We start from the raw sequence: 18961 nt of genomic DNA, 5'->3' as shown, positions 1-18961 counted from the left end.
GCGGGCGCGCGGGGATCGCGGCCATCATCACCGGAGGGTGCGACCGGGCGCCTGAACCGCCCCCGCGTCACCGAGTCGGCCGCCGTTCAGCCGGCTAGTTCTGCATCGCGTTCACTTCGCACTGGGCGTAGTCCGCGCTCGCCTTCACGTAGGCGTTGAGCTTCTGCAGGTAGGCCTCGGCGATCGGACGGAAGGCCTGCGCCTGCAGGTTATAGGCTTTGATCGCGTCGTTGTAGCTGTAGGCCTCCCAGCCCAGGCAGCCCTCCTTGGCGTCGAGGCAGGCGGGCTTCGGCGGCAGCGCCGGTTTGGCCGGACGCGCGGAGGCCGGCGGCGGCTCGGGCGGCTTGCAGGCCGCGGCTGCCGGCGCGGCGGTGGCCGGGGGCGGCGCGGCGGGCGCCGCCTTGGCGGCCGGCTTCGCGGGCTGGGTTGCGGGGGGCGTCGCGAAGGCGAGGGTCGGCGCGAGCAAGCCCGCGATCAGGAGAGGCGTGCCGCGCATGGCGTCTCGAAAGCTCCGCTGGGCCCGGGACCGCCGGCGGCGGAGGACCGGGAGCGGGTTCTGCGGCATCAGGCCGGCGGCGACAAGGGCTCCCGGACAGGCTCCCGCACGGCGTCCCGGCGGGGCGCGGGGGCCGGTCGCCCGCGCGGTGCCGGGCCGGCGGCGCGGGCCTTCGGGCCGCGCAGGAGCGCCACGAGCGGGAGCGACAGGCCGACGGCCAGCACCCACCAGGCCGGCCGGATCGGGCCGGAGAAGTCCAGGTTGGCGGCGAGGACGAGGTTGGCGGGGACACCGCTGGCGAGGCCGTACCAGGCGGCCTCCAGCCCGGCGGTCGCGAGCCCGGCGACGACCGCCAAGAGGAGGAGCGACCAGGGCCGTTCCGGCCACCGGAAGCGCCGCATCGCCCGCCAGCCCATCAGCAGCAGGAACAGGCCGGCCGAGAAGACCGGGTCGGTGACGTCGATCTTCGACTGCAGGAAGTAGTGGACCAGGGCCGCCACGGCGATCGTGTAGGTGAGGCGGTGCAGGCGGTTCCAGTTCGGGCCGAGCTTGCGGATCGCCGTGTCCGTGGAGGTCAACCCCAAGGCGATCAGGCCGATCAGGGCCACGAAGCCGATCGTCAGGTAGAGCCGGAGCGCGATCTCCGAGATCACCTTGGTGAGGATCAGGTTCTGGTCGACGGCGTAGAGGGTGAGGTGGGCCACCACGTAGGCCATCACGGTGACGCCGAGCATGCGCCGCACGACGATGACCTTCGGCCAGTCCGCGAGGCTGCGCAGCGGCGAGATCGCCAGCGAGAAGAGCAGGAAGCGCACGGCCCACTCGCCGGTGGCGTGGATCAGCGCGGTGATCGGCTTGGCGCCGAGGGAGTCCAGCCGGTAGGCGGCCGCGAGGTAGAGCGCGGGCGCGACGCAGCCAGCGAACACCGCGAGCTTCAGCCAGGAGAGGCGACCGGCCCGGTCGAGCCAGGGGAGGGGGATGCCGAGGGGAGCGGCCGAGCGATCGATCATGGGTCCGAACGGAAGCTTCGCGGTGGACGACGGCGCCGCGCCGGCGGAACGGGCCACCGGCGGGAACGGCTGCCCGGGCCATCGGTGCCGTCGCGGGTCGGTTCGCCGCGGGCGCGCACGGGTTACAGGGCGACGTTGACCTGTGTTGTGGTTGACCGCGCCGTTCCCGCGGCGAGATAGCGGGACGACGGACGTTGGATGGATCCCATGCAGTATCGCACGCTCGGCCGCTCCGGCCTCAAGGTCTCGCCGATCTGCCTCGGCACGATGATGTTCGGCGGTCCCACCGACGAGGCCACGGCCGGCCGCGTCGTCGCCGGCGCCCGGGAGGCCGGGATCAACTTCATCGACACGGCCAACGTCTACACGGAGGGCCGGTCGGAGGAGATCACCGGCCGGGCGATCAAGGCCGAGCGCGACGCCTGGGTCCTGGCCACCAAGGTCGCCAACCCGACCGGGCCGGGCGTCAACGACCGCGGGCTCTCGCGGGTCCACGTGATGAAGGCCGCCGAGGACAGCCTGCGCCGCCTCGGCACGGATTTCATCGACATCTACTACCTCCACAAGGAGGACCACGACACGCCGCTGGCCGAGACGGTCCGGGCGATCGCCGACCTCGTGCGGGCGGGCAAGATCCGCCATTTCGGCGTCTCGAATCACCGGTCCTGGCGGGTCGCCGAGATCTGCCGGCTCTGCGACGAGGCCGGGATCGACCGGCCGGTGGTGAGCCAGCCCTACTACAACGCGTTCAACCGGATGCCCGAGACCGAGCACCTGCCGGCCTGCGCGCATTTCGGGCTCGGCGTCGTGCCGTACTCGCCGCTCGCCCGCGGCGTGCTCACCGGCAAGTACGATCCCGACGCGCCGCCGCCGGCCGAGTCCCGCGCCGGCCGCCAGGACGCCCGGATGATGCAGACCGAGTGGCGTCCGGAATCCCTGCGCATCGCCCGGACCCTGAAGGAGCACGCCGAGGCCCGCGGCATCACGGCCGGCCAGTTCGCCACCGCCTGGGTGCTGAACAACCGCCTCGTCACCGGCGTCATCGCCGGGCCGCGGACGGAGGCGCAGTGGCAGGAATATCTCGGCGCCCTCGACTACGCCTTCACCCCGGAGGACGAGGCGCTGGTCGACGGGTTCGTCGCCGCCGGCCACCCGACCACGCCGGGCTACAACGATCCGGCCTATCCGCTGGAGGGGCGGGTGCCGCGCGGCGGCTGAGACGCAGCCGATCTCCAACCCCCTCATCCCGGGGTGCGGCGCAGCGGGCCTCGAGGGAGGCCTCCGCTACGCTCCGGCACCTCGGGACGAGGGCGAGATCGGGAAGAACCGGGCCGCGCGCCGCGGCCGATCCGCCTTGCGCTCCGGCCGAAGGGTCGCTATCTAGCTCTCAACAGTTCTGATGGCAGTCGAGAGGCTGCGGTTCGGGAGTGGGCCCCACCGGGTCCGCTCTTTTTTTTCGCCGCACACTCTCTCGTCGCACGAGGCCCCACGCCGCGGGCGGCCAAGCAGAACGCCGCGAAGGTTGCGCGCTGAACACCCATGTCGTCCGAGATTGAAGCGGATCTGTCCGAGAAGCGCCTCGTCCGCGAGGCCGGAGTCGCCGCGCGCGTCGCGCAGGCGATCGAGGGTCCGCTCGCGGGCCTCGGCTTCCGGCTGGTCCGGGTGCGGATGTCCAACGTCAACGGCTGCACCGTGCAGATCATGGCGGAGCGGCCGGACGGCACCTTCACGATCGACGATTGCGAGGCGGTGAGCCGCGCGATCTCGCCGATCCTCGACGTCGACGACCCGGTGGGCGGCGCCTACAACCTCGAAGTGTCCTCGCCCGGAATCGACCGGCCGCTGGTGCGGGTCTCGGACTTCGCCCGCTGGGTCGGCTACGAGGCCAAGGTCGAGCTGAGCCCGCCGCTGGACGGGCGCAAGCGCTTCCGCGGCATCCTGGGCGCGCCCGATCCGACGGGGACGACCGTCCCGATCGACCTGCCCGACGTGAAGGAAGGGCTGCCGAGCCGCATCGACCTGCCGCTGAAGGACCTCGCCGAGGCCCATCTCGTCCTCACGGACGAGCTGATCCGCGAGTCGCTCCGCCGCGGCGGACCGGCGGACGCGGACGACGAGGACGTGGAGGCCGGCGACGAGGCGGCCGCCGCGGAGGGCGCGCCTTCGCCGGCGCGCGCGCCCTTCCAGCCGAAGGGTCCCCGGAAGGCCAGTCCCGCGACCAAGCCCCAGAAACAGGCCCGGACCGGCTCGAAGAAGCCGGTCGTGACCAAGGCGTCCCGGCTCAAGGACCGCGACTCCCTGCACTGAGACCCCCGCGTCGGCCGCCCGGCGGCCGGCCCGAAGATTTGACGGAAGAGAAGGACCGACACCGATGGCCGTCGTCAGCGCCAACAGGCTCGAACTCCTCCAGATCGCCGACGCGGTGGCCCGCGAGAAGGTGATCGACCGCTCCATCGTGATCGACGCGATGGAGGAGGCGATCGCCAAGGCCGCCCGCTCCCGCTACGGCGCCGAGACCGACGTTCACGCCGAGATCGACAACAAGACCGGGGCGCTGCGCCTCTCGCGCCACCTCCTGGTCGTCGACGAGGTGGAGAACGACGCCCGCGAGATCACCCTCGACCAGGCCCGCCGCTACAACCCGGGCGCGCTGGTCGGCGACGTGATCTCCGACACCCTGCCGCCCTTCGATTTCGGCCGCGTGGCCGCCCAGTCGGCCAAGCAGGTCATCGTCCAGAAGGTGCGCGACGCCGAGCGCGCCCGCCAGTTCGACGAGTACAAGGACCGCATCGGCGAGATCCTCAACGGCATCGTGAAGCGCGTCGAGTACGGCAACGTCATCGTCGATCTCGGCCGCGGCGAGGGCATCGTGCGCCGGGACGAGATGATCCCGCGCGAGACCTTCCGGCCGGGCGACCGCATCCGCTCCTACCTGTTCGACGTGCGCTCGGAGGTCCGCGGCCCGCAGATCTTCCTGTCGCGCTCGCACCCCCAGTTCATGGCCAAGCTGTTCGGCCAGGAAGTGCCCGAGATCTACGACGGCATCGTCGAGGTGAAGGCGGTGGCCCGCGATCCGGGCTCCCGCGCCAAGATCGCGGTGATCTCCCGCGACGGCAGCATCGACCCGGTCGGCGCCTGCGTCGGCATGCGCGGCTCGCGCGTGCAGGCCGTGGTCGGCGAGCTGCAGGGGGAGAAGATCGACATCATCCCGTGGTCGGAGGACGAGGCGACCTTCATCGTCAACGCCCTCCAGCCCGCCGAGGTGGTGAAGGTGGTGCTCGACGAGGAGGCCGACCGCATCGAGGTGGTGGTGCCGGACGACCAGCTGTCGCTGGCGATCGGCCGCCGCGGCCAGAACGTGCGCCTCGCCTCGCAGCTCACCGGCTGGGACATCGACATCCTCACCGAGGCCGAGGAGTCGGAGCGCCGCCAGAAGGAGTTCGCCGAGCGGACCCAGGTGTTCATGGAGGCGCTCGACGTCGACGAGACCGTCGGCCAGCTGCTCGCCGCGGAAGGCTTCCGCAACGTCGAGGAGATCGCCTACGTCGACATTCAGGAGCTGTCCGGCATCCAGGGGCTCGACGAGGAGACCGGCACCGAGATCCAGGCCCGCGCCCAGGACCACCTCGCCCGGATCGAGCAGGCGCACGACGCCCGCCGCACCGAGCTCGGCGTCGCCGACGAGTTGCGCGAGATCGAGGGCATCACCACGCCCATGATGGTCGCCCTCGGCGAGAACGACGTGAAGAGCGTCGAGGATCTGGCGGGCTGCGCCACCGACGACCTGGTCGGCTACACCGAGGGCCGCGGCCCCGACGCCGTGCGCCACGCCGGCTACCTCGACGGGTTCGACCTGTCCCGCGCCGAGGCCGAGGCCCTGATCATGGCCGCTCGCCTGAAGGCCGGCTGGATCGAGGCCCTGCCGGAGCCGGAGGCCGAGGAGGGTGCCGAGGCGGCCGAGGGCGACGAGACCGCCCCGGCGCAGGCCGAGGCCTGAGCGAGAGGCGGCGCGGAGGCGCGATGGTCGCGGTCGACACGACCCTGCCCGAGGACGGGCTGGATGCCGGGGGGCTCGATGCCGGCCCCGGCCGCCGCTTGCCCGAGCGGACCTGCATCGTCACCCGCGTCGCCCAGGCGCCGGAGGCGATGATCCGGTTCGTGCGCGGGCCGGACGGCAGCGTCGTGCCCGACCTGCGCGCCAAGCTGCCGGGCCGCGGCGCCTGGATCAGCGCCCGGCGCGAGGCTGTCGCCACGGCGGTGCGGAAGAACCTGTTCTCGCGGGCGTTCAAGGGGCCGACCCCGGCCGCCCCCGACCTGCCGGACCGGATCGTCGCCGGGCTCCGGGACGACCTGCGGCAGGCCATCGCCATGGCCAACAAGGCGGGCTGCGTGGTCGCGGGCTTCTCGAAGGTCGAGGCCGCGATCGGCGGCCAGCCCGGCGCGATCGCGGTGATTCACGCCGCCGAGGCGAGCCCGGACGGCCGGCGGAAGATCGCGTCGGCCTTGCACAGGCGCCACGGTGACGCCATGTCAAGGATCCCGATCATCGATGACCTGTCCGAGGACGAATTGGACATGGCCTTAGGTCGGGATCATGTGATACACGCTGCGCTCGTCGCAGGAGCCGGAGCCGCCGGCTGCCTGTCGCGTTGGCGTCGGCTACGCTCCTTCGAGGGCGCCGCCGCGGCGACCGGGGAGCCCGATCCAGCCCGAATCGGCGGGATCGACGAAGCCTCACGTTGACGACGCAGGACGGATTTGGCCGGCGCCACCGGGCGTCGGTTCACGGGACGATGGAAACCCTCAGGGTTCAGGCTGAATGAGCGATACGAACAACCCGGGCGACAAGACTCTGAATCGGACTTCCCCGAAGCCGCTCTCTCTCAAGCGGCCGATCGAGGCGGGCACCGTGCGTCAGAGCTTCTCCCATGGCCGCTCCAAGCAGGTCGTGGTCGAGACGGTGAAGCGCCGCGTAATCGGTGCGGCACCGGCCGCGCCTGCCCGCGAGCCTGCCCCCGCCCCGCGCCCGGCAGCCGCCGCGCCGACGGCGCCGCCCCCGCGTCCGGCGCAGCGCGCCGCCTCGGGTGTCGTCCTCCGCACCCTGAGCGAGCAGGAGAGCGCGGCCCGCGCCGCAGCCCTCGCCGACGCGCAGCGTCGCGAGGCCGAGGCGCGCCAGAAGGCAGAAGCCGAAGCCGCGGCGCGCCGCCGCGAGGCCGAGGAGCAGGCCCGCCGCGAGCGTGAGGCCGCCGAGGCCCGCCGCCGCGAGGAGGAAGAGCGCAAGGCAGCGGCCGCTGCCGCCGCCGCGGAAGCGGCCGAGGCGGCCAAGGCTGCTGCCGCGGCTCCGCCGCCCGCGCCTGCCGCTCCGGCTCCCGCCGCCGAGGCCGCCGCCGCCGCGCCGTCCAGCCCGGCTCCGGCGCCTGCCCAGCCCGCCGCCACGCCGGCCCGCCCGGCGGCCGCCGCCGCTGCTCCGGCCCGTCCGGCCGCTCCGGCCCGTCAGACCGAGGCCGCGCGTCCGGCCGCGGCGCGTGCCACGCCCGCCGCTGCTCCGGCCGCTCCGCGTCCGCCTCTGACGCCGCGACCCTCCACGGGCGAGCCGCGCAAGACCATCACGGCTGACACGCGCAAGCCGCGCGACCTCAACTTCATGGCCCGCCCGGCCCCGGCCCCCGAGCCCGAGAAGAGCGCGACGCCGGCGACCGCGGCGCGTCCTGCCGGTGCGGGTGCCGCCGCGCGCCCGGCCGGTCGCGGAGCCCAGACCAACGACGATGAGTCCGAGACCAAGCGGGTGATCCGCCGTCCGGGCATGCCGCTCAAGATCATCACGCCGCCCAAGACGCCGAAGTCGCCGGGAGGCGATCGCAACCGCGGCCGTCTGACCATCGCGACCGCCACGTCGGGTGAGGACGAGCGCACGCGCTCCGTCGCCTCGTTCCGCCGCCGCCAGCAGCGGATGAGTGGCCGCGGCCATGTCGAGCAGAAAGAGAAGCTGTCCCGCGAGGTGACCATCCCCGAGACGATCACCATCCAGGAACTCGCCAACCGCATGTCGGAGCGGGCCGTGGACGTGATCCGCATGCTGATGAAGCAGGGCCAGATCCACAAGATCACCGACGTGATCGACTCGGACACCGCCCAGCTCATCGCCGAGGAACTCGGCCACACGGTCCGCCGCGTCGCCGAATCCGACGTCGAGGAGGGTCTGTCGTCCGACGAGCCGGATCTGGAGGAGGATCTCGATCCCCGTCCGCCGGTGGTCACCATCATGGGCCACGTCGATCACGGCAAGACGTCTCTGCTCGACGCGATCCGCAAGGCGAACGTGGTCGATGGTGAGGCCGGCGGCATCACCCAGCACATCGGCGCCTATCAGGTCGCGTCGCCGTCCGGCGACATGATCACCTTCATCGACACCCCGGGCCACGCGGCGTTCACGTCGATGCGCGCCCGCGGCGCCAAGGTCACCGACATCGTGGTGATCGTGGTGGCGGCCGATGACGGCGTCATGCCCCAGACCATCGAGGCCATCCAGCACGCCAAGGCGGCGGGCGTCCCGATGATCATCGCGGTCAACAAGATCGACAAGCCGGACGCCAAGCCGGAGCGGGTCCGCACGGAACTGCTGCAGCACGACATCCAGGTCGAGTCGATGGGCGGTGAGACCCTCGAGTTCGAGGTCTCCGCCAAGACCGGCGACGGCCTGTCCGAGCTTCTGGAGGGCATCCAGATCCAGGCCGAGATCATGAACCTGCGCGCCAACGAGAAGCGCGACGGCGAGGGGACGGTCATCGAGGCCCAGCTCGACCGCGGTCGCGGCCCGGTGGCCACGGTCCTGGTCCAGCGCGGCACCCTGTTCACCGGCGACATCGTCGTGGCGGGCGCCGAGTGGGGCCGCGTGCGCGCCCTGATCGACGACCTCGGCGAGAACGTCCAGTATGCCGGCCCGTCCGTGCCGGTGGAGGTGCTGGGCTTCAACGGCACACCCGATGCCGGCGACCGCGTGACCGTGGTGCCGAGCGAGGCCCGCGCCCGCGAGGTCACCGAGTACCGCGCCCGCCAGAAGCGCGAGCGCCAGAACGCCCGCACCGGCGGTGCCAACCGCTCGCTCGTCGACATGATGCGCGACCTGAAGGAAGGCGCCGGCCGCAAGGAGCTGCCGGTCGTCATCAAGGGCGACGTCCAGGGCTCGGTCGAGGCGATCTCGGGCGCGCTCGAGAAGCTCGGCAACGACGAGGTCGCGGCCCGCATCCTCCTGGCGGGTGTCGGCGGCATCACCGAGTCGGACATCACCCTGGCACAGGCCTCGAAGGCGGTCGTCATCGGCTTCAACGTGCGCGCCCTCAAGGAGGCCCGCGAGGCCGCCGAGCGGGCCGGCATCGAGATCCGGTACTACAACATCATCTACGACCTCGTGGACGACATCAAAGCCACGCTGTCGGGGATGCTGCCGCCGACCCTGCGGGAGGATCGCCTCGGCGAGGCGACCATCCAGGAGGTCTTCGAGGTCTCGAAGGTCGGCAAGGTCGCGGGTTGCCGCGTCACCGACGGCATCGTCGAGCGCGGCGCGCACGTTCGCCTGATCCGCGACAGCGTCGTGATCCACGAGGGCAAGCTCAAGACGCTCAAGCGCTTCAAGGACGACGCGAAGGAAGTCACCTCCGGCCAGGAGTGCGGCATGGCCTTCGAGAACTTCGAGAACATGCGCGCGGGCGACGTGATCGAGTGCTACCGGGTCGAGGAGATCCGCCGCACCCTCTGACGCTCCGGACTCATCCGGACAGGGCGGCCGCGGCACCTGCCGCGGCCGTCTTTTCTTTTTTCAGGACGTGCGCCGTCCGCTCCGGCGGGCCGGCCCGAGACAGAATGGCCCAGAAACCGACCTCCACCGGCCCCTCGCAGCGTCAGCAGCGCGTGGCCGAACTCGTGCGGCACGCGCTGGCCGAGGTGCTCCAGCGGGGTGACATCCAGGATCCGGTGCTCGGCACGCACGTCGTGACCGTGCCCGAGGTGCGCATGTCGCCGGACCTGAAGCTCGCCACCGCCTACGTGATGCCGCTCGGCGGCCTCGACGAGGCGCCGGTGATCGCCGCCCTGGAGCGCCACCGGAAGGTGCTGCGCCAGGCGGTGGCCCGGCGGGTGAACCTGAAATTCGCCCCGGAACTGCGGTTCCGGCGGGACGAGACCTTCGACGAGGCGGCGCGCATCGACAGGCTGCTGCGGGACGAGCGGGTCCAGCGCGACCTCGACTCCGCGCCCGAGGACGACGAACCGGAGACCGGGACGGGGCATTGAGTCCCGATACCAAGCAGAAAGGGACGGGGCATCGACCCCGGGGGACACGCGGACATGACGGTTTCCATGGAAGATATGCCGCCGGCCGAGCGCCAGGCTCCCCTGCCGAGCGCTGAGCGCCGCGGGCCGGAGGGGCGCCGTCCTCAGCGCGGTCCGCGTCCCGACCGGCCGAAGCGCCGGGACGTCTCGGGCTGGGTGATCCTCGACAAGCACGTCGGCATGACCTCGACCCACGCGGTCGCGGTGGTGAAGCGCGCCTTCAACGCCAAGAAGGCCGGCCATGCCGGTACCCTCGACCCGCTGGCCTCCGGCATCCTGCCGATCGCCCTCGGCGAGGCGACCAAGACCGTCCCGTTCGTGATGGACGGCCGCAAGGCCTACCGGTTCACCGTCCAGTGGGGCGTCGAGACCGACACCGACGATGCCGAGGGACGCCCCGTGGCGACGAGCGACGCCCGCCCGGACCGGGCGGCGGTCGAGGCGGCGCTGCCGGCCTTCGTGGGGGCGATCGAGCAGGTGCCGCCGCGCTACTCGGCCATCAAGATCCAGGGCGAGCGCGCCTACGACCTCGCCCGCGAGGGCGAGACCGTGGAACTGGTCGCCCGGCCGGTGCAGATCGACCGGCTCGCGGTGGTCGAGCACGACGGCGAGCGCACCGTGATCGAGGCCGAGTGCGGCAAGGGCACCTACGTGCGGGCGCTGGCCCGCGATCTCGGCCGGATGCTCGGCTGCTACGGCCACGTGGCCGCGCTGCGCCGGACCCGCGTCGGGCCCTTCTCGGAGGCCGAGGCCTGCGCGGTCTCGGCCCTGACCGACGGCGGCCCCGAGGCGGCCCTCGCCTACCTGCGCCCGGTGGAGACGGCCCTCGACGCCATCCCGGAGGTCGCGGTGTCGCGCGACCTGGGGCTGCGCCTGATGCGGGGGCAGCCGGTCATCCTGCGGGGCCGCGACGCTCCCGTGGAGGGCAAGGCCTTCGCGACCTGCGCCGGCATCCTGGTCGCCGTGGGCGACGTGGAGCGCGGCGAGCTGGTCCCCCACCGGGTGTTCCACCTCGGCGGCACGGCCCCCGGCCGCAGCGCCTGACATCCCGGCCCCGCGCCGCCCGGGCGGGCGGGCGCGGGGCTCCGGCCGGTTCAGGTCGGGCTGAGACGTGAGCGCGCAGGCGGAACGAACCTGAGCCGTGACGCTTTGGCCCCGGCGGACGGTCCGGGATGCTGATGCGCGAGCTCGACTACGACGTGGCGGTGATCGGTGCCGGGACCGCCGGAATCGCGGCCCATCGCGCCGCGACGGCGGCGGGGGCGCGGTCGGTGCTGATCGAGCGCGGTCCCGGCGGGACGACCTGCGCGCGGGTCGGCTGCATGCCCTCGAAGCTCCTGATCGCCGCGGGCGCGGCCGCCCACGCGGCGCGCACTGCCGACCTGTTCGGCATCCGGGTTCCCGAGGTCGCGGTGGACGGGCCCGCCGTGCTGCGGCGCCTCCGCGCGGAGCGCGACCGGTTCGTCGGCAGCGTCCTCGACGGCCTCGACGATCTCCCCGAAGACGAGCGCCTCGGCGGCACGGCCCGGTTCGAGAGCGACCGCACCCTGCTGATCGACGACGCGACCCGGATCCGCTTCCGGGCAGCTGTCATCGCCACGGGATCGAGCCCGATCGTCCCGGAGCCGCTGCGCGGCCTCGGGGCGGACGTCCTCACCACCGACACGCTCTTCGAGATCCCCGACCTCCCGGCCTCGCTGGCCGTCCTCGGGGCGGGAGCCGTGGGGATCGAGGTCGCGCAGGCGATGGCGCGGCTCGGCGTCGCCGTCACGGTGATCGACGCCGGCGACACCGTCGCCGGCCTGACCGTGCCCGACCTCGCCCAGCAGGCCGCCGCGATCTTCGGCGCGGAGCTGGATCTACATCTCGGCGCCGAGCTCCGGCAGGCCGTTCGGGACAGCGACGCCGTCTGTCTCCACTGGACTGACCGCGACGGGCGCGAACAGGTCACGCGGGCGGCGCGGGTGCTGGCCGCCACCGGCCGTTCCCCCAATCTGGAGGCCCTCGGCCTCGAGGCGACCGGTCTGTGCCTCGAGGCCGGCGGCGTGCCGGATTTCGACCGGCGCAGCCTCGTCTGCGCGGGGGCACCGATCCTGATCGCCGGCGACGTCGACGGCTGGAGGCCGGTGCTGCACGAGGCCAGCCGGCAGGGTGGGATCGCGGGCGCCAACGCGGCCGCCCTCGCGGCGGGCCGCCCGGTCGCGACGCCGGAGCCTTGGACGAGCCTCGCGATGGTCTTCACCCATCCCCAGGCGGCGGTGATCGGCGCGCCCTACGACCCGGAGGACGATCGACGGATCGTCGGCGCCCGGGATTTCTCGGATCAGGGGCGCGCCCGCGTGGAGGGGCTGAACCGCGGCGGCATGCGGATCTGGGCCGATCGGTCCGGGCGACTGCTCGGGGGCGAGATGCTCGGGCCGGCCGTGGAGCACCTCGCGCACCTGCTCACGTACGCTGTCGCGGACAAGCAGACGGCCCAGGCCGTGCATGATCGACCGGTGTATCATCCTACGGTTGAAGAAGGGCTTATCAGTATTATGTCTAAGATCATACAGACAAGCTGAGGCATTGATCTTGCCGACATCACAAGCATTGCGCTCGGCCATTCCGGTCGCCATACCCGTCTGAATGAGCCGGTTTCGCTCCTGATGCCGCCCAGCCAGGCCCCCGATACGGACGTCGATCTCGACGTCATGGCGCCGGACGCGCTCGACCGCCTGGACCAGGGCGTGATCGGGCTCGATGCGGCCGGCACCGTCGTGGCCTTCAGCGAGGGCGCGAGCGCGATCTCCGGGCTGTCGCGCGAGGCCGTCCTCGGGCGCGACTATTTCCGCGACGTGATGCCGGGCACGAACGTGCCGGGCTTCCGCGGCCGGTTCCTGGCGGGCGCGCGCCGCGGCGCCCTGGACGAGACCTTCGACTACGTCTTCGGCCGGCTGCCGCAGCCGCTCCGGGCCCGGATCCACATGCGTCACGGCCAGATCGGCGGCACGCGTCCCGTGACGTGGCTGACCATCAATCCCGTCGAGAGCCTCGGGGCCGACCTGTCGCGCGAGGCCGTCCTGGCGGCGATCGGCCGGCGCGTGCGCGCCGAGCCGGTGGACGCCAGCCTCTGCGAGCGCGAGCCGATCCACATCCCGGGCTCGATCCAGCCCAACGCCGTGATGCTCGCGGCCGATGCCGGAACCCTCCTGGTCGCGGCCTACTCGGCCAATGTCGGCGAGATCATCGACCCGATCGAGCCGCCGCTGGCGGGCCGGCCCCTGGCGGACGTGCTGCCGGCGGCGTTCGTCGCGGCGATCCGCGCGCGGCTCGCGAGCGGGACCCTCGACGACGGCGCCTCCATGCGCCGGACCCTGACCTTCCCGGACCGCGGCACCGCCTATCACGCCGTCGCCCACGCCCATGCCGGCCGCGTCATCGTCGAGCTCGAGCTGGAGCCGGATTCGGCCGACGATTTCGCCACGGCGAGCCAGGTCGACACCGAACTCGCCGTCGGACGCCTGCGCGAGGCCGGGACCCTGGTGGAGGCCGCCCGGATCGCGGCCCTCGAGATCCGGGCGCTGACTGGCTTCGAGGCGGTCCTGGTCTACCGCTTCGACACGGACTGGAACGGCGAGGCCGTGGCCGAGGACAAGGTGCCGGGCTGGTCGCGCAGCCTGCTGGGCCTGCGCTTCCCCGCCTCCGACATCCCCGCCCAGGCCCGGGCCCTCTACACCAAGGCCAAGAGCCGCTTCGTTATCGACCGCGACAGCGTCCCGGTCGGGCTGGTCTCGGCCCCCGGCGCCGGCAACGGCCCGATCGACCTGACCTTCGCCCAGCACCGCACGCTCTCGCCGATCCACCTGGAGTACCAGCGCAACCTCGGCGTGAACGGCTCCATGTCGATCTCGATCATGGTCGAGGGGCGGCTCTGGGGCCTGATGATCGGTCACCACCGCCGCCCGCACTACGTCACGCCGGAGACGCGCGCGGCCGCCACGGTGCTCACCGACGCCTTCGCCATGCGGGTGCAGGAGATCGAGTCGCGCCGGCTCTGGGCCGAGCGTCAGGCGCATCTCGACGTCGAGGGGCGTCTCGTGCGCGGCCTGACGCGATCCGACGACTTTGTGGCCGCCCTGACCGCCGGGACGACGACGCTGCTCGACCTGTTCAGCGCCACCGGCGCCGGCATCGTCTCGGGCGAGCGGGTCACGCGGATCGGCCGGACGCCGCCGGCCGGGATGGTGGCGGCGATCGCGGGCTGGCTGCGGGCGCGCGTCCCGGCGGGCGAGGTCGTCTACAGCAGCGACAGCTTCAGCGCCGATTATCCGGAGGCCGGCCCGCATCGCGAGATCGCCAGCGGCCTGCTCGCGGCCTTCGTCGACGACTCGCGCGAGAACCTGCTGGTGTGGTTCCGGCCCGAGGTGCCCAGCACGGTCACGTGGGGCGGCGACCCGCGCAAGCCCGTGCTCGCCGGAAGCGGTCCCGTGGCCGTGCTGCCCCGCCGCTCCTTCGAGCGCTGGGTCGAGGAGCGCACCGGCTTCGCCGCGCCGTTCGCGGAATGGCAGGTCCAGCTCGCCGGCTCCCTGGCCGAGGCGGTCGAGGGCGTGGTGCTGCGCCAGCGGCGCAAGATCGACGAGCTCACCAGCCTGCTCGCCGAGAAGGAGCGCCTGCTCGAGCAGAAGGACCTGCTCACGCGGGAGATCGACCACCGGGTTAAGAATTCCCTGCAGATCGTCTCGGCCTTCCTGCAGATGCAGCGGCGCCAGATCGCCGACGGCGAGGCCCGGCAGGCCTTCGCCGACACCTCCGCGCGGGTGATGAGCGTCGCGCGGGTGCACGACAGCCTGTACCAGGCGGACCGGTTCGACGAGGTCGATCTCGGCCAGACCATCGAGAGCCTGTGCAACGACCTCGCGGGCCTCGCCGGCGACGGGCACGCGGTCGACATGTCGGCGGAGCCCGGCCTGATGGTGCCCTACCGCAAGGCGGTGGCGCTCTCGCTGATCGCCACGGAACTCGTCACCAACGCCTTCAAGTACGCGGCGAACCCGGCGGGCGGCGGCCGCGTCGAGGTCAGCGTCTCGGCCTCCGGTCCCGGCGAGGTCCAGCTGCGCGTCTGCGACGACGGGGGCGGCCTGCCCGACGACTGGGCGGACGCCAAGGCGCGGAGCAAGGGCTCCGGCCTGGGCATGAAGCTGATCCGCGCGATGCTCGATCAGATCAACGCCAAGCTCACCGTCGCCAACACGCCCGGCGCCTGCTTCACGATCACCGCGTGACGACCCGCGACGGCCTGCACGCGCGGCTGCGCGCCGCGACCGATCCGGCCCACCGGGCGCTGGAGGTGTCCCTCGACTGGCAGGCGCGGGTGGCGACGCTCGGCGGCTATCGGGACCTGCTGGGGCGCCTCTACGGCTTCCACGCGGTCTGGGAAGCGGCCATCGGGTCCGGGCTCGCCGACGAGCCGTTCCTGGCGCCGCGCCGCCGCCTCGCGCTGCTCGCGGCGGACCTCGGCCATCTCGGCCTCCATCCGGGCGCGGTGGCGGCGCTCCCGGGGCCGGCCGCTCCGGTTTTCCACGGGCCGGCCGCCGCCACGGGCGCCCTCTACGTGCTGGAGGGATCGACCCTCGGCGGGCAGCTGATCGGCCGGCACATCGCCGGCCTGCACGGCTTCTCCGGCGCGGGTCTCGCCTATTACCGGGCGCACGGGCCCGCCGCCGGAGCGATGTGGGCCGCCTTCCGGACGCGCCTGGACGCGTTCGGCGACGACCCGGCCGCGGAGGCCGCGCTCACCGGCGCGGCCGTGTCGACCTTCGCGGCGATGCGCGCGTGGCTCTGCCCGGTCCCGGAGCTGCCGGCCGCCGCCTGAGCCGCTCAGGCGCGCCCGACGCCGTCGCGCTCCGCTGTCGGATGAACCATCAGCCGCGGGACAGCGCGGCATTTGACGGCATCGGCCGGGACGGTTGTCAATGCCGCCCGCCGTCCCGACCCAGAGGCCCGTCCCGCAATGCTCGCCTTCGCGCTCTCCGCCCTGCTCGCCGTGCTGGCGGGCGCCGGCCTCGTCCTGCAGCAGATCCTGAACGCGAATCTCCGCGCCGGCCTCGACTCGGCGTCCTGGGCGGGCGTCTCCAGCTACGCGGTCGGTCTCGCCTGCATGGCGCTCCTCGCCGCCGCCCTGCGCGACCCGGTGCCGACCGCCGGTGTGGCGGAGCGGATCCCGTGGTGGACCTGGAGCGGCGGCCTGTTCGGCGCGGCGTTCATCGGCCTCGCGATCCTGCTCGTCCCGAAGCTCGGCGCCGCGACCTTCTTCGCCCTCCTGGTCACGGGCCAGATGCTCGCCTCGGTGCTGTTCGACCACGCCGGCCTGCTCGGCCTCGCGCAGCGGCCCGTCGACCTGCCGCGCCTCCTCGGGATCGCGCTCCTGATCGGCGGCGTCGTGCTGATCCGCCGCTAGAGCCGTGCCCGGACGCGCTCTCTTGCGCCGAACCGGTATCCGCTTCGGCGGAGAGCGCTCTGGGGCCGGATCACGGCGTCTCGGCCAGCAGGCCCTCGACGAAGGGGGCGAGGCCGGTGCGGCGCGCCCGCCGGAGGCGCTCGGCCGCCAGGATCCCCTGGAGGGCCCGGAAGGCGTTCTGCAGGTCGTCGTTGACGATGACGTAGTCGTACTCGACCCAGCGCTGGATCTCGGTCCGGGCGTTGGCGAGACGCTTCTCGATCGTCTCGGCGGAATCCTCCGCTCGGCGCTCCAGGCGCTGGCGCAGCTCGGCCATGCTGGGCGGCAGGATGAAGACCGTCACGACGTCCTGGGCGAGCTTGGAGCGCACCTGCCGCGTGCCCTGGTAGTCGATGTCGAAGATCATGTCCCGGCCGGAGCCCAGCACCTTCTCCACCGGCCGCCGGGGCGTGCCGTAGAAATTGCCGTGGACCTCGGCCCATTCGAGCAGGTCGTCGCGGTTGCGCAGGTCGTCGAACGCCTCGCGGTCGATGAAGTGGTAGTGCCGCCCGTCGATCTCCGAGGGCCGCCGCCCCCGCGTGGTCACCGAGATCGACAGGTCGAGCGCCCAGCTCGGATCCTGCGCGATCGCCCGCGTCAGGGTGGTCTTCCCCGCCCCGGAGGGCGAGGAGAGGATCAGGATCAACCCACGCCGCGCGATCGAGTCGGAGACGTTCCCGGCCGCCTCGGTCATGCGCGTGGCTCCCCGACGTTTCGCATCCGCATCCTCACGTCCCGATCCGGCATCGTGCCCAGCATCGTGCCCGGCATCATTCGATGTTCTGCACCTGCTCGCGGAACTGCTCGACCACGGCCTTCAGGTCGAGTCCGATCCGCGACAGGCTGATATCGTTGGCCTTGGCGCACAGGGTGTTGGCCTCGCGGCCGAATTCCTGGGCGAGGAAATCCAGGCGCCGGCCGATCGCGCCGCCGGCCGCCAGCAGGTCCCGGGCGCTCGCCACGTGGGCGCGGAGCCGGTCCAGCTCCTCGCGGACATCCGCCTTGCCGGCCAGCAGCATCGCCTCCTGGTGCAGGCGGTCCGGGTCGAGGCTGCTGCCGCCGAGGGCCGCGACGGCCGCCTCCAGCCGCGCCCGCACGGCCTCGGGCTGGCGGGCCGGGTTCTCCTCGGCGGCCTGGGTCAGCGCGGCGATCCGGTCGACCTGGGCGGTGACGACCTGTTCGAGCTGGCGCCCCTCGGCGCGGCGGGCCTCGACGAGGTCCGCGACCAGCCGGACAACGCCCGCGGCTAGGTCCCGGGCGAGGGTGTCGGTGTCGGCCGCCTCGTCCTCGACCTCGATCACGCCGCGCACGCCGAGCAGCCCGTCCATCGTGGCGGGGGCGACGCCCTCGGGGACCGGCACCCGGGCCACCGCCTGGGCGAGGCTCGCCAGGAGCGTCTCGTTGATCCGCACCCGCGCGGTCGTCTCCGGCTTGGTGAGGGTCAGCGTCAGCTGGCACTGCCCGCGCGTCAGGGTCTTCTGCAGGGCGGTGCGGGCGGTCTCGCCGAGCCCGTCATAGCCGCCCGGCACGCGGGTGCGCACGTCGAGGCCGCGCCCGTTGACGCTGCGGACCTCCCAGGCCCAGTGCACCGGCCCGGCACTGCCCGCCGTCCGGGCGAAACCGGTCATGCTCGCGATCTGGGCCACGCCGACCCCCGTCCCCGTGAAGATCGGGGCCTGTAGCACGGATCTCTCCGGTGGGAAGAGGCCGGTCGCCGCCGTCGCCGCGCCGCGACCCGCACCGGGCGACCCGCGGGCTCGCCGAGATCGGCCGGCGCGATACGGTCGGGACGTGCCGGGATCGCCCTCCGTCTGGCGCCGGCCGCCCGGGATGCCGCCCGGGATGCCGCCCAGGATGCCGCTCGCGCACCCGTCGTCCCGGCCCGATCGGCGACGACACGTTTCCCCTCACGTGTCGCGCGGCTGACGTTGCATTTCACAGTGAAGGTGTGCTCGAAATCTCGCTCGTCTGCACATGAGCTCGGATGGCGCATGCCGCGATCAGTATTGGGGAGGGCCGCGCTCACGCCGTTCGGGATGTCCGCGCTGGGGGTGGGCATCTGGGAGGATGCGCCGCACACGGGATGCGTGCGCGGGGACGCGACGATGGCGCGGATCTTCGGCCTGACCGAGGCCGAGGCGGCGGACGGCATCACCTGGGAGCAGCTCTCCGCGCTCTTCCATCCGGAGGATCTCGCCCGGGACCAGAGCGAGCGCCGCCGCGTCCGCGAGGAGGGCGGTCTCTTCGCCTGGGAGCACCGCATCGTGCCCGCGCCGGGCGTCGTGCGCTGGGTGCTGGCGCGCGGCCGGTTCGAGCGGCGCCCGGACGGGCACATCTACGGCCGCGGGATCGTGATCGACATCACCGACAGCCGGGCCGACGGCCCGTTCGAGCCGCCGGCCGGCTTTCTCGGGGCGCCGATCGAGCCGGGGACCGCCGTCGAGCGGATGGCCGATTACGCGATGCGCCTGTGGGAGCTGGTCGGCGATCTCGGGCCCGGGGAGGCGAAGCGGGTGCAGCCGCTGCTCGAGGCCCTGCTGTACGAGCTGGGACGGCAGATCGCCGCCACCCTGTCGGGCGAGCCGCCGGAGGCGCCGCGGCGCCCGCGGAACCCGCGGGCGCACTGAGCCGGGCTCGACGGCGCGGCCG

At 72.9% G+C, this 18961-nt stretch carries 16 protein-coding genes; 12 read left to right on the top strand and 4 right to left on the bottom strand.

Features of this window, described 5'->3' with window-relative positions:
• Nucleotides 1-94 precede the first annotated feature (94 nt).
• A complete protein-coding gene (locus tag LOK46_RS19790; protein WP_273560021.1) occupies nt 95-496 on the bottom strand; it encodes a hypothetical protein in 402 nt (133 codons plus the stop codon).
• A 68-nt stretch (nt 497-564) separates the two neighbouring features.
• Complete coding sequence (locus LOK46_RS19785) at nt 565-1506, bottom strand: sulfite oxidase heme-binding subunit YedZ (protein ID WP_273560019.1); 942 nt, start codon at nt 1504-1506, stop codon at nt 565-567.
• Nucleotides 1507-1713: 207 nt separating this feature from the next.
• Between LOK46_RS19785 and LOK46_RS19780 the strand changes: the two genes are divergently transcribed.
• The 11 genes from LOK46_RS19780 (at nt 1714) to LOK46_RS19730 (ending at nt 16273) form a co-directional block, all read left to right on the top strand.
• Nucleotides 1714-2724: an aldo/keto reductase gene (locus LOK46_RS19780; RefSeq protein ID WP_273560017.1), complete on the top strand. Its 1011-nt coding sequence runs from the start codon at nt 1714-1716 to the stop codon at nt 2722-2724.
• Between the two features lie 321 nt (nt 2725-3045).
• Nucleotides 3046-3813: a ribosome maturation factor RimP gene (gene rimP / locus LOK46_RS19775; RefSeq protein WP_273560016.1), complete on the top strand. Its 768-nt coding sequence runs from the start codon at nt 3046-3048 to the stop codon at nt 3811-3813.
• A gap of 64 nt (nt 3814-3877) precedes the next feature.
• Nucleotides 3878-5503, top strand: coding sequence for a transcription termination factor NusA (nusA, locus tag LOK46_RS19770; RefSeq protein WP_273560014.1), 1626 nt, complete (start codon nt 3878-3880; stop codon nt 5501-5503).
• Between the two features lie 23 nt (nt 5504-5526).
• Complete coding sequence (locus tag LOK46_RS19765; protein ID WP_273560012.1) at nt 5527-6249, top strand: RNA-binding protein; 723 nt, start codon at nt 5527-5529, stop codon at nt 6247-6249.
• Between the two features lie 76 nt (nt 6250-6325).
• Entirely contained in the window at nt 6326-9262 is a 2937-nt protein-coding gene (gene infB / locus LOK46_RS19760; RefSeq protein WP_273560011.1) for a translation initiation factor IF-2, read from the top strand.
• A gap of 104 nt (nt 9263-9366) precedes the next feature.
• Nucleotides 9367-9795: a 30S ribosome-binding factor RbfA gene (rbfA, locus tag LOK46_RS19755; RefSeq protein WP_012320660.1), complete on the top strand. Its 429-nt coding sequence runs from the start codon at nt 9367-9369 to the stop codon at nt 9793-9795.
• 66 nt (nt 9796-9861) lie between these two features.
• Nucleotides 9862-10878, top strand: coding sequence for a tRNA pseudouridine(55) synthase TruB (truB, locus tag LOK46_RS19750; protein WP_443192902.1), 1017 nt, complete (start codon nt 9862-9864; stop codon nt 10876-10878).
• 134 nt (nt 10879-11012) lie between these two features.
• On the top strand, nt 11013-12398 hold the full coding sequence (locus tag LOK46_RS19745) for a dihydrolipoyl dehydrogenase (RefSeq protein WP_273564641.1): 1386 nt from the start codon (nt 11013-11015) through the stop codon (nt 12396-12398).
• Nucleotides 12399-12482: 84 nt separating this feature from the next.
• Entirely contained in the window at nt 12483-15098 is a 2616-nt protein-coding gene (locus LOK46_RS19740) for a histidine kinase dimerization/phosphoacceptor domain -containing protein (RefSeq protein ID WP_273560007.1), read from the top strand.
• The gene (locus tag LOK46_RS19735) at nt 15095-15688 is read left to right on the top strand and encodes a biliverdin-producing heme oxygenase (protein WP_273560005.1); all 594 of its coding nucleotides are present in this window, start codon (nt 15095-15097) and stop codon (nt 15686-15688) included. The genes LOK46_RS19740 and LOK46_RS19735 overlap by 4 nt, the downstream gene beginning before the upstream one ends.
• A gap of 138 nt (nt 15689-15826) precedes the next feature.
• Entirely contained in the window at nt 15827-16273 is a 447-nt protein-coding gene (locus LOK46_RS19730; protein WP_273560003.1) for a DMT family transporter, read from the top strand.
• 70 nt (nt 16274-16343) lie between these two features.
• On the opposite strand, the gene gmk is transcribed toward LOK46_RS19730, so the two are convergent.
• Together gmk and LOK46_RS19720 are read right to left on the bottom strand one after the other, a co-directional pair.
• Nucleotides 16344-17006 carry a guanylate kinase gene (gene gmk / locus LOK46_RS19725; protein WP_012320654.1) on the bottom strand — a complete coding sequence of 221 codons (663 nt, stop codon included), beginning with the start codon at nt 17004-17006 and terminating at the stop codon, nt 16344-16346.
• Between the two features lie 76 nt (nt 17007-17082).
• A complete protein-coding gene (locus LOK46_RS19720) occupies nt 17083-17940 on the bottom strand; it encodes a YicC/YloC family endoribonuclease (protein WP_273564640.1) in 858 nt (285 codons plus the stop codon).
• Between the two features lie 477 nt (nt 17941-18417).
• Between LOK46_RS19720 and LOK46_RS19715 the strand changes: the two genes are divergently transcribed.
• A complete protein-coding gene (locus LOK46_RS19715; RefSeq protein WP_273560001.1) occupies nt 18418-18939 on the top strand; it encodes a PAS domain-containing protein in 522 nt (173 codons plus the stop codon).
• Nucleotides 18940-18961: the final 22 nt, after the last annotated feature.

It is taken from the genome of Methylobacterium sp. NMS14P (genome assembly GCF_028583545.1).
Classification (GTDB): Bacteria; Pseudomonadota; Alphaproteobacteria; order Rhizobiales; family Beijerinckiaceae; genus Methylobacterium.
This window is presented reverse-complemented; position numbering and strand designations above follow the sequence as displayed.

Coding starts and splice junctions, on each gene's coding strand:
- LOK46_RS19790 (WP_273560021.1), bottom strand. CDS start 496: ATGCGCGGCACGCCTCTCCTGATCGCGGGCTTGCTCGCGCCGACCCTC.
- LOK46_RS19785 (WP_273560019.1), bottom strand. CDS start 1,506: ATGATCGATCGCTCGGCCGCTCCCCTCGGCATCCCCCTCCCCTGGCTC.
- LOK46_RS19780 (WP_273560017.1), top strand. CDS start 1,714: ATGCAGTATCGCACGCTCGGCCGCTCCGGCCTCAAGGTCTCGCCGATC.
- rimP (WP_273560016.1), top strand. CDS start 3,046: ATGTCGTCCGAGATTGAAGCGGATCTGTCCGAGAAGCGCCTCGTCCGC.
- nusA (WP_273560014.1), top strand. CDS start 3,878: ATGGCCGTCGTCAGCGCCAACAGGCTCGAACTCCTCCAGATCGCCGAC.
- LOK46_RS19765 (WP_273560012.1), top strand. CDS start 5,527: ATGGTCGCGGTCGACACGACCCTGCCCGAGGACGGGCTGGATGCCGGG.
- infB (WP_273560011.1), top strand. CDS start 6,326: ATGAGCGATACGAACAACCCGGGCGACAAGACTCTGAATCGGACTTCC.
- rbfA (WP_012320660.1), top strand. CDS start 9,367: ATGGCCCAGAAACCGACCTCCACCGGCCCCTCGCAGCGTCAGCAGCGC.
- truB (WP_443192902.1), top strand. CDS start 9,862: ATGGAAGATATGCCGCCGGCCGAGCGCCAGGCTCCCCTGCCGAGCGCT.
- LOK46_RS19745 (WP_273564641.1), top strand. CDS start 11,013: ATGCGCGAGCTCGACTACGACGTGGCGGTGATCGGTGCCGGGACCGCC.
- LOK46_RS19740 (WP_273560007.1), top strand. CDS start 12,483: ATGCCGCCCAGCCAGGCCCCCGATACGGACGTCGATCTCGACGTCATG.
- LOK46_RS19730 (WP_273560003.1), top strand. CDS start 15,827: ATGCTCGCCTTCGCGCTCTCCGCCCTGCTCGCCGTGCTGGCGGGCGCC.
- gmk (WP_012320654.1), bottom strand. CDS start 17,006: ATGACCGAGGCGGCCGGGAACGTCTCCGACTCGATCGCGCGGCGTGGG.
- LOK46_RS19720 (WP_273564640.1), bottom strand. CDS start 17,940: ATGACCGGTTTCGCCCGGACGGCGGGCAGTGCCGGGCCGGTGCACTGG.
- LOK46_RS19715 (WP_273560001.1), top strand. CDS start 18,418: ATGGCGCGGATCTTCGGCCTGACCGAGGCCGAGGCGGCGGACGGCATC.